The organism is Streptomyces sp. NBC_01537, from assembly GCF_045040445.1.
Lineage (GTDB): Bacteria > Actinomycetota > Actinomycetes > Streptomycetales > Streptomycetaceae > Actinacidiphila.
Genome location: NZ_CP109392.1, coordinates 156,705 through 169,563, shown reverse-complemented (window position 1 = coordinate 169,563; position 12,859 = coordinate 156,705). Strand labels below are relative to the sequence as shown.

General features: G+C 70.0%; 14 protein-coding genes and 1 pseudogene. 11 read left to right on the top strand and 4 right to left on the bottom strand.

What is annotated here, in order from left to right; all coding sequences use genetic code 11:
• The first annotated feature begins 7 nt into the window (after positions 1–7).
• The 8 genes from OG607_RS00820 to OG607_RS00785 all read left to right on the top strand — a co-directional run bounded on the left by OG607_RS00820 (position 8) and on the right by OG607_RS00785 (position 7,650).
• Entirely contained in the window at positions 8–868 is an 861-nt protein-coding gene (locus OG607_RS00820; protein ID WP_405717407.1) for an ABC transporter permease, read from the top strand.
• 132 nt (positions 869–1,000) lie between these two features.
• Positions 1,001–2,116 carry an ABC transporter substrate-binding protein gene (locus OG607_RS00815; protein WP_405717405.1) on the top strand — a complete coding sequence of 372 codons (1,116 nt, stop codon included), beginning with the start codon at positions 1,001–1,003 and terminating at the stop codon, positions 2,114–2,116.
• Positions 2,117–2,193: 77 nt separating this feature from the next.
• Positions 2,194–3,255: an LLM class flavin-dependent oxidoreductase gene (locus OG607_RS00810; protein ID WP_405717402.1), complete on the top strand. Its 1,062-nt coding sequence runs from the start codon at positions 2,194–2,196 to the stop codon at positions 3,253–3,255.
• Positions 3,255–3,914 carry a cysteine hydrolase family protein gene (locus OG607_RS00805; RefSeq protein WP_405717399.1) on the top strand — a complete coding sequence of 220 codons (660 nt, stop codon included), beginning with the start codon at positions 3,255–3,257 and terminating at the stop codon, positions 3,912–3,914. The genes OG607_RS00810 and OG607_RS00805 overlap by 1 nt, the downstream gene beginning before the upstream one ends.
• Before the next feature lie 5 nt (positions 3,915–3,919).
• The gene (locus OG607_RS00800; protein ID WP_405736453.1) at positions 3,920–5,245 is read left to right on the top strand and encodes an NtaA/DmoA family FMN-dependent monooxygenase; all 1,326 of its coding nucleotides are present in this window, start codon (positions 3,920–3,922) and stop codon (positions 5,243–5,245) included.
• 1 nt (position 5,246) lies between these two features.
• Positions 5,247–6,656, top strand: a complete 1,410-nt coding sequence (locus OG607_RS00795) for an MFS transporter (protein WP_405717396.1) — start codon at positions 5,247–5,249, stop codon at positions 6,654–6,656.
• The gene (locus OG607_RS00790) at positions 6,653–7,153 is read left to right on the top strand and encodes an NAD(P)H-dependent oxidoreductase (RefSeq protein WP_405717393.1); all 501 of its coding nucleotides are present in this window, start codon (positions 6,653–6,655) and stop codon (positions 7,151–7,153) included. The genes OG607_RS00795 and OG607_RS00790 overlap by 4 nt, the downstream gene beginning before the upstream one ends.
• Positions 7,150–7,650, top strand: a complete 501-nt coding sequence (locus OG607_RS00785; RefSeq protein WP_405717390.1) for a flavin reductase family protein — start codon at positions 7,150–7,152, stop codon at positions 7,648–7,650. The genes OG607_RS00790 and OG607_RS00785 overlap by 4 nt, the downstream gene beginning before the upstream one ends.
• A 500-nt stretch (positions 7,651–8,150) precedes the next feature.
• Here OG607_RS00785 and OG607_RS00780 read toward each other — a convergent pair whose 3' ends face one another.
• Positions 8,151–9,665 (bottom strand): MFS transporter, encoded by a 1,515-nt coding sequence (locus tag OG607_RS00780; RefSeq protein WP_405717387.1) that lies wholly within the window; start codon positions 9,663–9,665, stop codon positions 8,151–8,153.
• A 231-nt stretch (positions 9,666–9,896) separates the two neighbouring features.
• Here OG607_RS00780 and OG607_RS00775 point away from each other — a divergent pair, with 231 nt between their 5' ends.
• Both OG607_RS00775 and OG607_RS00770 read left to right on the top strand, forming a co-directional pair.
• Positions 9,897–10,814 (top strand): helix-turn-helix transcriptional regulator, encoded by a 918-nt coding sequence (locus tag OG607_RS00775; RefSeq protein WP_405717384.1) that lies wholly within the window; start codon positions 9,897–9,899, stop codon positions 10,812–10,814.
• A gap of 60 nt (positions 10,815–10,874) precedes the next feature.
• A pseudogene (locus tag OG607_RS00770) lies at positions 10,875–11,102 on the top strand (aldo/keto reductase); the annotation flags it as partial.
• A 74-nt stretch (positions 11,103–11,176) separates the two neighbouring features.
• Here the strand turns inward: OG607_RS00770 and OG607_RS00765 are convergent.
• The 3 genes from OG607_RS00765 to OG607_RS00755 form a co-directional block, all read right to left on the bottom strand.
• Positions 11,177–11,329: a hypothetical protein gene (locus OG607_RS00765; protein ID WP_405717381.1), complete on the bottom strand. Its 153-nt coding sequence runs from the start codon at positions 11,327–11,329 to the stop codon at positions 11,177–11,179.
• 317 nt (positions 11,330–11,646) lie between these two features.
• Positions 11,647–12,213, bottom strand: a complete 567-nt coding sequence (locus OG607_RS00760) for a hypothetical protein (protein ID WP_405717379.1) — start codon at positions 12,211–12,213, stop codon at positions 11,647–11,649.
• 56 nt (positions 12,214–12,269) lie between these two features.
• Positions 12,270–12,506 carry a hypothetical protein gene (locus OG607_RS00755; RefSeq protein WP_405717376.1) on the bottom strand — a complete coding sequence of 79 codons (237 nt, stop codon included), beginning with the start codon at positions 12,504–12,506 and terminating at the stop codon, positions 12,270–12,272.
• Positions 12,507–12,550: 44 nt separating this feature from the next.
• Here OG607_RS00755 and OG607_RS00750 point away from each other — a divergent pair, with 44 nt between their 5' ends.
• Positions 12,551–12,814, top strand: a complete 264-nt coding sequence (locus OG607_RS00750; RefSeq protein WP_405717373.1) for a hypothetical protein — start codon at positions 12,551–12,553, stop codon at positions 12,812–12,814.
• Positions 12,815–12,859 lie beyond the last annotated feature (45 nt).

The window sequence follows — 12,859 nt, the reverse complement described above, 5'->3', positions numbered from 1 at the left end:
GCGAGAGATGACCGTGGCCGACGAACGCACCAGCGCCACCCGGGCAACCGAGCCGGAGACACCCGTCGAACCGTCGCCCTTCAGCCTCAGGCATCCGAGGTCCCGGATCGCGTGGATCCGTCCCTCCGTGTGGCTGCCCCTCACTGTGATGCTGGCCTTCCTCGCCGTCCTGTGGCAGTGGGGAGCCAGGGAACTGCCCTACCTGCTGCCGCCGCTGCCGAAGATCGGCGACTCGCTCGCCACAGAGTTCGACTACTACCTCGACAACGCCCTGGTCACCCTGGGTGAGGCGACGGCCGGCCTCGCGCTGGGGTTCGTCGCCGCGTTCGTCCTCGCGGTGCTGACGACCGAGCTTCCTGTGGTGCGCCGGGCGGTCATGCCGATCGCGGTCGTCCTCAACGTCACTCCGCTCGTGGCGATCGCACCGGCGCTGGTCGTGGCCTTCGGTTTCGGCCCGCTGCCCAAGCTCGTCATCGCCGGCCTGATCTGCTTCTTCCCGATCCTCATCAACACCGCTACCGGTCTGCGGTCCGTGCCGCAGCAGGTGCTGCAGGTGTACCGGACGATGGATGCGGGCCGCTTCGAGCTCCTGCTGCACGTGCGCTTGCCCAACGCGTTGCCGTTCCTGTTCGCGGCGCTGCGCATCGTCTTCCCGCTGTCGATCGTCGGTGCAGTGGTGGCCGAGATGTCGGCATCGGGATCGACCCGCGGCCTCGGCACCGCGATCGGTGTGGCCTCGTCGATGAACCAACTACCGGTCGTATACGCCTCGATCCTCGTCCTCGCGGTACTGGGCGTGCTGCTGCTGCTCGTCGTGACGCTGGTGGAACGCCGCGTCCTCCACTGGCACGACAGCGCCCACAACTGACCCGCCCGCACGTCTCTGTCCCCGGTGGCCCGCGATGGCGGGGCGCTCGGCGGCCCATGCCCTGATCCGCGCCATTGGCGCCCCTTCCTCGGCACACCTTCCCAGGCACCCCTCGCCAGTTTGGAGTCACCCATGCAGTCCCGCCTCATCAGATCCGGCCTCGCCTCCCTCACCGCCGTCGTACTGACGGCCGGCGTCGCGGGATGCGGCTCGAACTCCTCCGACAGCACCTCGACGGGCTCGGAAGGTTCCGCGATCTCCGCCGAACGGTGCGCCGAGAACAAGGCCGCTGGCAAGATCACCTACCTGTCGGGCTACCAGTACCAGTCGTCGGTGTCGATCCTCGAGTACATCGCCGCCGCCAAGCTCGGCTACTTCAAGGACCTCTGCCTCGACGTCGCCCTCAAGCCCGGCACCGGCGACACGGCACAGAACACCAAACTGCTCGCCAGCGGACAGGCGACCGTGAGTCCGGTCTCCGAGCAGGACGTCATCCAGGCCCGGGCCAACGGCATCGACATCACCGGCGTCTCCTCGTACTCGAACGCCGGCCTCGAGATCCTGATGACGAACAAGGACATCACCAGGCTGACCCAGCTCGACGGCAAGGTCGTCGGCCACAAGGGCTACGTACCCGCCACCGTCGAGGCGATGATGGTCAAGGCCGGGGTCACGTGGGACTCACTCAAGCTGGTCAAGGAGGGCTACGACCCCTCCGTACTGCCCCGCAGGCAGGGCGGCCTGGAAGCGCTCACCGGATTCGTCTCCAACGAGCCCAACCAGCTCAGGGCGGCTGGCGACGACGTCACCGTGTGGAAGCCGGTCGACTACGGCGTCCCGAGCTCGCTCGGCGCGATGGCGGTGAACCCGGCGGTCGCCAAGGCGCACCCGCACGCCGTCGAGGACATCCTGCGCGCCGCGCTGCACGCCTACGACTACTGCTCGTCCAGTGAGAAGCACATCACCGAGTGCGTCGGCTATGCGGGACAGCTGTCCGGACCGACGTACGACAAGAAGCTGAACACGGCGATCTGGAAGACCGAGACGCAGGTCGTCAAGGACAACCCCACGCCCGGACAGCCCCTGGGCAGCATCGACCTCGACAACGTCGCGGGGCTCGTCGGCATGCTGCACCAGTTCAGGATCGTGCCCGACAGCGTGACCGCCGACCAGGCCAAGGGATGGTTCGACGCTTCCTTCGTCAAGGACGTCTACGCCGCCGACAAGCTCGTCTGGCCCGCCCCGTAGCCGCACCGCGCCGGAGCAGCCCGCTCGGCTCCCGGCCCCCGGGCCAGCATCAGCGATCTCACAAAAGGACCACCCGCATGCCCGCGAAAGAGTACGGAATCTTCCTCCCCATCGGGAACGGGGGATGGATGCTGTCCACGACCGCGCCACACCCCGAGGCGACCTATGCGTGGAACAAGCGCGCAGCCATGCACGCGGAGACCATCGGCCTCGACTTCGTCATGTCGATGGCGAAGTGGCGCGGCTTCGGCGGCAGCACCGACCACTGGGGCCGCTCGCTCGAATCGATGACGATGATGGCGGCACTCGCCGAGGCGACCAGCAGGGTCAAGATCTGGGCGACGCTGCACGCGAACGTCCACAACCCCGCCCTCGCGGCGAAGATGTACGCCACCCTCCAGGACATCTCCGACGGCCGCGCCGGCATGAACATCGTCAACGGCTCCTACGCGGGCGAGTTCGAGCAGTTCGGCGAGTGGGACCCGCGGCTCAGCCACGCGGACCGCTACCGGATGACGGAGCTGTGGACGGAGGCGGTCACCCGCCTGTGGACCGAGGACTCCGTCACCATGCACACGCCGTACTTCGACCTCGTCGACTGCGAGTCCCGCCCGCATCCGGCCACCCGCCCGACCATCATCAACGCGGGCAGGTCGGAAGATGCCCGATGCTTCCAGGCCAAGTACGCCGACGGCGCCTTCCTCTCCGCCGAAAGCCTCGACGAGATGCGGATGCTCTCGGCGGACGTCCACGAGCGGGCGAAGGCCCACGGCCGCGTCTGCAGGACCTACTCGATGCTCACCGTCGTCCAGGACGAGACCGACGAGCTGGCCGCCAAGAAGGTGAAGGAATGGGGCGCGGGCCTCGACCGCGAGGCGCTCGCCCATATGCGCCGCACCTGGGGCATACCCGAGGACCAGGCCCGCGCGTGGGCCGACGGCGCGGACGGCGAGGCGGCGTTCCAGACGCCGTACGTAGCCGGATCGGCGCGGACGATCATCGACCACATCGAGTACATCGTGCGCGAAGCCGACCTCGACGGACTCATGCTGATCTTCCCGGAGTACGACGAGGACATGCTGCTGTTCGGCGAGACCGTACTGCCCACCCTGCGCTCCCGTGACGAGGTGGCGGCCTGATGCCAGACCTGCGCGACACACAACTCGCCCACCTCACCCGGCCCGGCAGCAGGACCGCGCTGGTCGTGGTCGACGTACAGCGGGACTTCGCCGCCCCCGACCGCCTGGCGGCATACGGCCTGACGGATGCCGCACTGACGGCCCTCGATCACGCGGTGAGCCGCGTCGGCGACCTCGTCGACGCCGCGCGCGCGGCCGAAGTACCCGTCCTCTGGGTCGAGTTGGGCAGTGATCCGACCCGTCCGTGGCGGGCGAGCAACTGGCTGCGCGGGGGTGACTACGACGCCCCCATGGGCCCGGCCGAACCGTGCGTCCTCGGTACGCCGGGAGCTGAGTGGTACCGGGTGCGGCCCGCCGAGGGCGAACCGCGCGTCGTCAAGCGCGGTTACAGCGGCTTTCTCGACACCGATCTCGCCGCGCGGCTCCACCAGGCCGGCTGCGACTGGCTCACCGTCGTGGGCCTGACCAGCGAGTGCTGCGTCCACGCGACCGCCCAGGACGCCATGCAACTCGACTGGCCCGTCGTCGTCCCCCGGGATGCCACGGCCGCCTACGACCTCGACGTCAACGCCGCCGCCCTTGTCCAGCTGGGACTCAACGTGGCCGTGCTCAGCGACGCCGACGAGGTCATTGCGATCTGGAAGAAGGCAGCGCGGTGACCGGCATGCACATCGGCTACGACCTCTCCTTCACCCACACCGAGGGTGCGTGGGCACGGCAGGGCTCCTGGGTCGGTCAGGGCTTCCCGGACGTACGCATGTACATGGAGCTGGCCCGGACGGCCGAGCGCGCCGGCGTGGACCTGCTGTTCTTCGGCGACGGAAGCGGCATCCCCAGCACCTGGCGGGGGAGCATCGAACCGGCCGTGGAGTGGGGCATCCAATGGCCGCGCCACGACATGTCACCGGTCATCGCGGCGATGTCCACCGTGACCGAGAAGATCGGCTTCGGGCTGACGTACTCCTCGACGTTCATGCACCCCTTCTACGTCGCCCGGCTGCTGAACTCGCTCGACCACGTGACGAGCGGACGCATCGCCTTCAACGTGGTCGCCTCGACGCGTGGCGCGGACGCGGCGAACTACGGGTTCAACGAGCTGATGGACCATGACCTGCGCTACGAGCGGATGGAGGAGTTCGTCGCGGTCTGCCGCGCGCTGTGGGACTCGGTGGCGCCCGACGCCATTGTGCGGGACCGGGACACGGGCCGGTTCGCCGATCCCTCGAAGGTGCACCCGATCGACCACCGGGGACGGTTCTTCACCGTCAAGGGCCCGCTGGCGTCCGTACCCGGTCCGCAGCACCACCCGCTCGTCGTGCAGGCCGGCAACTCGCCCCGCGGCATCACCGCGTCGGCACGGCTCGCCGATCTCGTCTTCGGCTTCGGCGGCGACCTCACGGCCCAGCAGCGCCACCGCAAACTGCTCGACGAGGCACTCCTCGCCGAGGGACGGGATCCCGCGCACGTGGGCATCCTCTGGGCCACTCAGGTGATCGTCGGCCGTACGACGGCCGAGGCACGGGCGCAGCGGGACTCGGTGCACGAGTTCTGGCACGAGGAAGCCGTCGCCACCTACCTGTCGCACAACGCCGGTTACGACTTCTCGACGCTGCCTGAGTCCTTCCGCCTGGCCGAGTTGCGCGACCAGATCGTCGCGGCCAACGCGAGCCCCGCGGGTCTCATCGGCTCACTCGTCGGGGAGTTCGGCGAGGACCACACGATGAGCCGCGGCGAGTTCTTCACGCACGGCCGCGAGCGGGCGACGGGTCTCGACCACAGCATCGTCGGCGACCCCGCCACCGTCGCCGACGCACTGGAGGAGAACTTCGCCGCGACCGGATCGCGCGGCGGCTACATGTTCTCCTGCCCGGTGGCCATGCCCTCGGGCTTCGGCGCGATCAGCGAGCTGCTACTCCCCGAGCTGCACCGCCGCGGTGCCCTCGCACCGGCCTACCCCGGCGCCACGCTGCGCGAGAACCTGGCGGTGTGAGATGACCACAGCGAGCGAGCGACGCCACCGGCTCGCCCTCGGCAGCCTGTGCGCGGGGTTCTTCATGCTGCTGCTGGACAGCACCGTCACCTCGGTCGCGCTGCCCGCGTTGATCACCGGCCTGCACACCACCGAGACCCTCGCGATCTGGGTCAACAGCAGCTACCTCATCGCCTGCGCGGTACCCCTGGTCATCGCCGGACGGCTGGGCGACCGATACGGCCACCGGCGCGTCCACCTGGTCGGTCTGGCGGCCTTCACGCTCGGGTCGCTGCTGTGTGCGCTGGCCCCCACCGTCGAGGCACTCATCGGAGGGCGGGTGGTACAGGGCATCGGTGCCGCGCTGATGACGCCGCAGAGCCTCACCATCATCAAGGCGCTGTTCCAGCCGCCGCGCCTGGCCGCCGCGCTCGGCACCTGGGGCGCGGTCGGCGGAGCCGCGGTCGCCGCCGGGCCCCTGGTCGGCGGCCTGCTCGTCGCCGTCGGCGGCTGGCCCGCCGTGTTCTGGGTCAACGTCCCGGTCGGTATCGCCACGATGGCCGCCGTGGTCGCGTTCGTACCGTCCCTCCCCCGTCAGAAGGCGGGCATCCCGGTGTGGGCCATCTGCGCGAACGCGACCGGCGTCGGCGCACTCGCGCTCGGCATCCAGGGCACGGATGCGGCGAGCGCCGACGTGCTGGGCCTGCCACGCTGGCTGCTCGCTGCCGTCGGCGCGCTGGTCGTCGCGGCCGTGGTCTGGCTGCAGCGGCGCGACGGGCAGCGCGCGCTCGTACCGGTCGCCCTGCTGCACAGCCGAGGGTTCGTCACCGCTGCCTGGGGTGGCGCCGCCGCGGCCTTCTGCTCCGGCTCGGCGATGATCCCGCTGATGCTCTACCTCCAGCAGGAGCGCGGGCTGACTCCCGGTACGGCGGCTCTGACCCTCGTACCGATGGGCGTGGTGTGCCTGCTCGGCGCGCCGGTCTCGGCCCGGCTCAACAACGGAATCGGCTCGCGTGCGGTCGCCGTGATCGGCTCTTCCGCGCTCGTCCTGTCCATCGGAGCGTCGGCGCTGCTCGTCGCGACCAACGCGCCGGCCCCCGCTCTGACCGCCGTCTTCGCGGTGTACGGGGTGGCCAATTCGTTCGTCTGGTCACCCCTGTCGATCGCGGCGATGACCGCGGTCGCTCCGGACGAGGCCGGGGCTGCGTCGGGAACCTTCAACGCCCTCAAGCAACTCGGCGCGGTGCTGGGCAGCGCGGTCTGCGCCGTTCTCCTGGCCAAAACCGGCTACGCAACCACCCTCGGAGGCCTCGCCGCCGTAGGACTGCTCTGTCTCCTCGCATCCGTCTTCCTGCGAGTCGACCGTCCCGGAGCCGGGTCTTCCGCGGCGTCCGCCGCATCGCCCCGTCTACCCACAGGAGTCGCCGGATGAAGGCCATTGCCGTCGTCGGAAATCCCAAGGCCGGCTCGCGCACCCGCGATGCCGCCGAACGCCTCGCGGCAGCCCTCGGGCTCGACTGCGGGGTCATCGAAGTCACCTCCCTCGGGGCCGGCCTGCTCAGCTGGGGCGACCCGGACGTCACCACGGCCGTCGAGCGGGTCAGGTCCGCCGACATCGTGATCGCGGCGTCTCCCACCTACAAGGGGACCTACACCGGCCTGCTCAAGCTGTTCCTCGACCAGTTCCCCACGGCGACCGGCCTCGCCGGCCAGGTGGCGCTGCCCCTCATGCTCGGTGCCGGTCCGGCGCACGCGCTCGCCCCCGAACTCACCCTCAAACCAGTGCTCGTGGAACTCGGTGCGACTTGTCCCGCACAGGGTCTCTACCAGCTCGACTCCACCTACACGACGGATGACTCACTCGCCCGCTGGGCCGGACAGTGGGGTCCGATCGTGCTCGACGCCGCGAAGACGGGAGCAGACCGATGACCGCACTGAAGGGTTTCACCTCCGATCACGCCGAGGTGAAGAGGGCGTTCGCCGCATTCCCCTCCGGAGTCGCGGCCGTATCGGCACGCGTCCACGGCGAACCCAGCGTCATCGTCGTCTCGTCGTTCACCGTCGGAGTCTCGCTCAACCCGCCCATGGTCTCCTTCGCCGTGCAGCACACTTCGACGACCTGGCCGGTGCTGTCCCGCGCGCACACGATCGGGGTCTCCGTCCTGGGAGAGGAGCACAGCGACAAGACCAGGCAACTCGCGTCCCCCAGCAAGGAGGGCCGGTTCGCCGGCGTCGAGACGGTCCAAGCGGAATCCGGCGCGATCTTCCTTCAGGGTGCGCCGGTCTGGCTGGAGTGCAGCATCGAGCACAGCTATCCGGCCGGCGATCACGACATCATCGTGCTGCGCGTGCTCACCATGATGACGGACGACGACCACAATCCGCTCGTCTGGCACCGTCAGGCACTGAAGATGCTGGACAGTTGAGGCGATGCCGAGGGCGTCGAAGGGGAACCGGCTGCCTTCTGTTTCCGGTTCACTGAGGCTGTTGGTCCGGTGGTCTGGAGACCTCGTCCGGGCGCCGCGTGATGTGGTGCGCGGTTGCCGCGCCGTGCGGTCCGGTGAGCGACTGCTGCGGGAGAACAGGGCCTCGGCGGGCTGTTCCGGGCGAGGTGAGCGCCCAGAACAGCCCGCCGAGGCAGGAGGGTGCAGGTGGGGTGGCACTTCGGTCCGGCCCGGGTCGGCGGCAGTCCAGCTGTGCGCCGCCATTGACGGGCAGGGCGTCCGGCCCCGTGAAGTTCCGGCTGGGAATTACGCGACGTTCCACAGGTGCCGAGCCATGCGCTCCCCGCTGCGATCAGACCAGGCCCGCACCTCCGTCGACATTCAGGAACGCGCGGTTGCCGCTCCGTACGGTTCGGTGGGCGACTGCTGTGGGGGAGGGTAAGTGGCTTGAAAGGGGCCGGGAGCAGGCCCGGGGCGCACCGTCAGTGCGCGATCACCGGGACCTCGACCTGCTGCGCGGCCTCGCCGGAGGAGTCGGCCCTGCTGCGGCCGCCGCCGTTGACGAGAACGAAGGCGATCAGCGAGGCCAGCGCCATGATGGCGGTGCCCCAGCCGAAGGCCACGGCGTAGCCGTGGACGGCGGCCTGCTGGGCGGCCGCCTCGGGGACGGAACCGGAGAACGCGCGTGCGGCGATCCAGCTGCTGGTGGCGCTGGCGGCGACGGTGTTCAGCAGCGCGGTGCCGATGGAGCCGCCGACCTGCTGCGAGACGTTGACCATTGCGGAGGCGACGCCCGCGTCCTGCGGCCGGATGCGGGAGGTGGCCAGGCTCATGCCGGGCATCGAGGCCGTACCCATGCCCAGGCCGAGCAGAATCTCGGAGGGCAGGACATGGGTGGCGAAGGAGCTGTCCACCTCGAGCCGGGTCAGCAGCAGCATGCCGATGGCGGCCAGCAGGAAGCCGGGGCCCATCAGGAAACGGGCCGGGACGCGGTTGACCAGTCGGGTGCCGATCTGGGTGGACCCGATGACCAGGCAGACGACCAGGGGAAGGAAGGCGATACCGCACATGACCGGCGAGTAGCCCTTGTTCAGCTGCAGGAAGTAGGTCAGGAACAGGAACTGACCGAACATGCCGATCATGGCGAGACCGATGGAGAGGTAGGCGCCCCCACGGTTGCGATCCGTGATCACGCGAAGGGGCAGGAGGGGTGTCTTGACCCGGGACTCGACCAGTGCGAACGCGGCCAGCAGCACGACCGCAGCGACGAACATGCCGATGGTGAGGCCGGAGCCCCAGCCGTCCTGCTCCGCCCGGGCGAAGCCGTAGACGAGGGCGACGAGTCCGAAGGTGGCCAGCAGGGTGCCCACGACGTCGAGCCGGTCGCGGTTGCGCTGGTCCCCCCGGTCGCTGATGTAGACGGTGGCACCGGCCGCGGCCACGACCGCGAAGACGATGTTGACGTACATGCACCAGCGCCAGTTGATGTACTCGGTGAGCACACCGCCCAGGAGCAGGCCGACCGCACCGCCTGCCGCGGCGATGGCGCCGAAGATACCGAACGCCTTGGCACGCTCCCTGGCCTCGGTAAACGCCACGGTCAGCAGGGACAGAGCGGCGGGGGCGAGCAGGGCGCCGAAGACGCCCTGGAGGGCGCGGGAGGCGAGCAGCATGCCGAGGTTGACGGCGGCGCCGCCGAGCGCGGAGGCCAGGGCGAAGCCGACCAGGCCCACCACGAAGGCCCGCTTGCGGCCCCACAGGTCTCCGATCCGTCCGCCCAACAGCAGCAGACCGCCGAAGGCGAGACTGTAGGCGGTGATCACCCACTGCCGGCTGCCGTCGGAGATGTTCAGGTCCGCCTGGGCGTGCGGCAGCGCGATGTTCACGACCGTCGCGTCCAGTACGACCATCAGCTGGGCTGTCGCGATGACCGTCAGCGCTTTCCAGCGCCGCGGATCGGGCGCCGGCGCACCGGCAGGAGTGTGACTAGCAGACATGGGAATGGCTCGGTTTCTGTGACGGATGGAACGAAGGGAAGCACCGGGCACCGGAGAGCGGGGACCACACTGTCGGCCGCACGGGCAGGGCCCTCTTCCACGCTCGTCAAGCGTGCGGGCCGGCGGCGAGATGTGGCAGGCCGGGCTGTGCCCTGGAGCCGCGTTCGGTGCTGTGGCAGGGCACCCCACGCGCCTTCCGTCCAGGTCGCGGCATCCCCACACTTTGAACACATGGATCGTGAGCAGCACAGCGGCGGCACCCGCAGTACGGAGCTGGGGCGTTTTCTGCGTGCCTGCCGTGCCCGGCTGACGCCCGAAGAGGTCGGTCTGCCGGCCGGCGGCGGGCGGCGCCGCACTCCCGGACTGCGCCGGGAGGAGCTGGCCACTCTTGCCGGCATCAGCATCGACTACTACGCGCGGCTGGAGCGCGGCACGGAGACCCGGCCCAGCCCGGCCGTGATCGACTCCCTCGCACGTGCTCTCAAGCTGGAGGAGGACGAGCGCGATCACCTGCGCGCTCTCGCCGCGCTCGCCGCCCGGTCGACACCCGAGCCGCCATCGGCGCCCAACCGCACCGTGCGGCCCGGCGTCAAGCTGCTGCTGGAGAGTCTGCGCCCCTACCCCGCACACGTGTTCAGCCGCACCGGCGACGTGCTGGCGTACACCCCGGGCGGACTGCGGCTGCTCCCCGGCCTTGACGACTGGCCGGCCATGCAGCGCAACATCGCCCGCTACGTCTTCCTGCACCCCGCCGCCCGAGGCCTGTTCGACGACTGGTCGGACCAGGTCCGCACCTGCGTCAACGGACTGCGGGCCCTGGCCGGCACGGAGCCGGACGCACCCGACCTGACGCAACTGGTCGGCGAACTCCTGCTCAAGAGCCCCGAGTTCGCGCGCATGTGGGAGCGCTACGACGTCAAGGGCCACACCTACGGGCGCAAGACCTTCCACCATCCCGAGGTCGGCGACCTGACCTTGGGCTACCAAACCATGCAACTGCAGGGCACCCCGGGCCAGTGCATGGTCGTGTACTACGCCGAGGCCGGCACACCCGAACACGACGCGCTGACCCTGCTCGACCTGGCCGCCACCGAGTCCGAGCATGCCCCGAGACTCTCGCCCGACAGCCAAACCATCGAGAACGCGTGACGGAGGGAGCGCCCGTGGACCACACCCGCCTCGGGCACTTCAGGTCTCAAGGTCAGCCGTATCGCCCTCGGGTGCATGAGCTTCGGGGCTCCCCGACCACAGACCCCGTGGACGCTCGACGGCGCCGCCCAACCACTGTTCCAGCGGGCGGTCGAACTCGGCATCACCTTCTGGGACACCGCGAACGCTTATGGCAACGGCACATCCGAGGAGATCGTCGGCCGAGCCATCGACAAGTACACGCGGCGCGACGACATCGTTCTGGGGACCAAGGTTTTCTCACGCATGGACCACCGCACTGGCCAACCTCGGACTCGGCGGGTCGTAGAGCGCGCCTGGCGACGTCGTGACCATGGCGTTGATCAGTGGGACCGGGCTACTGGCTGTGGCTGCTCCGCCGATGCGCAGGCGGGAAGCTCGAGGGCCTGGCGGCCGTCGCCGAAGAGTTCTTCGGGCTCGCGGGCCTGCTCGCGGGTCTGCCGCTCCGCAGCCGCCAGGATCACCGGGTTGACCACCCGGTTCCTCTTGCGACCTGGTGGGCGGCGAGCGCGCGGCGGTACCGGGGCTACTTGGCTTTGTTCAGCTACTGGTGGGCTCGCCGAAAAAACAACGCTAAGCCGTGCGGCAGCCGCCCCTGATCTGGGCTGGTTCCGTGCGCGCCGAGTTCCGGCTCGCCTATTGCGCAGGGGCAAGCCCCGTGCGCAGGACCACGGACCTGGCCTGTGCACGGGGGCAAGCCCTCGGCCCTGGGCAAGCCCCCGTGGGCATGGGCAAGCCCTCCCGGTGCGGTAGCCCCGCCCGGGCACCGCGGGGTGGGAGGCCCGGGCGCGGGTCAGCGGCCGAACAGCCGTCGCAGGCCGCGGCGTTCGGGCTTCTCCTGCGGGCCGGGCGGGGTCGGCGGGCTGACCGCGTCGGCGGGCTCCGGCTCGTCCAGGAGCGCCACCACGGCGGACAGGAAGGCGGCCAGCCCCGGTGCCGGGGCGGAACCGAGGTTGAGGTGGCTGCCGTCCGCCCATTCGCCGAGCACCGTGTACGGCTCCTTGGTGAACGGGTTCACCGCGTGCTCCAGGGTGAAGTACCGGCAGTGGTCGGCGCCGGCTGGCTGGACGACGGCGGTGTAGTACGCCTCTGCCCGTGCGGCGGGCCGCGGCAGCACGACCACCAGCAGCCGGTGCGGGCCCAGCGTGATCAGGTTCGCGTCCAGGCCGTCGCTCGGCAGCCGTTCCCCGGCGGGCAGCCGCCCGCCGAAGTCGTCCCAGAGGGAGACCAGCCCGGCGCCGAAGCCCTCGGGCGGGTCGCCGTCCAGCATCTGCGGCCCGAGGTCCCGGGCGAGGCTCGCGAGCACCTCGTGCGCGAACCGATAGTGGTGCGGCCGGGGGTCATTCTCCACAATGTCCATGCGCGGAAGTATGCCGATCACACTGGGATCGACCGAATTGCCATCCGAAGGGACGGTCAGCCCAGCGGTAAAGAGTTGATGATGCCCAAAACCTTCCACTCCTTTGTGTAGGAGTCCTCGCTCAGGAGCGCGGCACCACCATCACGGAGCTGCTCGAAGACCTCGCGGCTCGTGAGCTCACCGAAGCCGAGCGCGAGCAGCGTGCCCTGGAAGCCGCGCAGGAGCTCGGGGTGGAGTACACCGAGCAGGTGCAGCAGGCCGGCACAGTCGCGTGGGAGAAGATCCGCTCCCACCAGGGCGGCAGTGCCGCCCTGGTGGGCTTGACTGCTGTCCTATCGTGGCCCGCCGCAACGGAGCGCCCGAGACCGACGAAGCCCGCCAGGCCCGCTACGCCGCCCGCTCCGCCGTCACCAGCGCGATGGACGACCTGCACATGGCCACCCGCGACGACGTGCTGCTCCGCCTCGCGCAGGAGGCGGTCGACGCCGCCATCGCGCTGGGTGACGCCGAAGCCGACCGCGAGAGCGCCGGCACCCAGGCCCGCGTGACCCACACTGCGCTCCGGCTGGCCGGCGCAGCCCGCGTGCACGCCCTCCGCTGAGTCCGCCCGGGACCGCACTGCAAGCCCGTACGACAAACGCCTCTG

Bases quoted from the DNA above. Each gene is read 5' to 3' on its own strand.
- OG607_RS00815 (WP_405717405.1), top strand. From the start codon at position 1,001: ATGCAGTCCCGCCTCATCAGATCCGGCCTCGCCTCCCTCACCGCCGTC.
- OG607_RS00775 (WP_405717384.1), top strand. From the start codon at position 9,897: ATGGATCGTGAGCAGCACAGCGGCGGCACCCGCAGTACGGAGCTGGGG.
- OG607_RS00790 (WP_405717393.1), top strand. From the start codon at position 6,653: ATGAAGGCCATTGCCGTCGTCGGAAATCCCAAGGCCGGCTCGCGCACC.
- OG607_RS00820 (WP_405717407.1), top strand. From the start codon at position 8: ATGACCGTGGCCGACGAACGCACCAGCGCCACCCGGGCAACCGAGCCG.
- OG607_RS00795 (WP_405717396.1), top strand. From the start codon at position 5,247: ATGACCACAGCGAGCGAGCGACGCCACCGGCTCGCCCTCGGCAGCCTG.
- OG607_RS00760 (WP_405717379.1), bottom strand. From the start codon at position 12,213: ATGGACATTGTGGAGAATGACCCCCGGCCGCACCACTATCGGTTCGCG.
- OG607_RS00785 (WP_405717390.1), top strand. From the start codon at position 7,150: ATGACCGCACTGAAGGGTTTCACCTCCGATCACGCCGAGGTGAAGAGG.
- OG607_RS00810 (WP_405717402.1), top strand. From the start codon at position 2,194: ATGCCCGCGAAAGAGTACGGAATCTTCCTCCCCATCGGGAACGGGGGA.
- OG607_RS00780 (WP_405717387.1), bottom strand. From the start codon at position 9,665: ATGTCTGCTAGTCACACTCCTGCCGGTGCGCCGGCGCCCGATCCGCGG.
- OG607_RS00805 (WP_405717399.1), top strand. From the start codon at position 3,255: ATGCCAGACCTGCGCGACACACAACTCGCCCACCTCACCCGGCCCGGC.
- OG607_RS00800 (WP_405736453.1), top strand. From the start codon at position 3,920: ATGCACATCGGCTACGACCTCTCCTTCACCCACACCGAGGGTGCGTGG.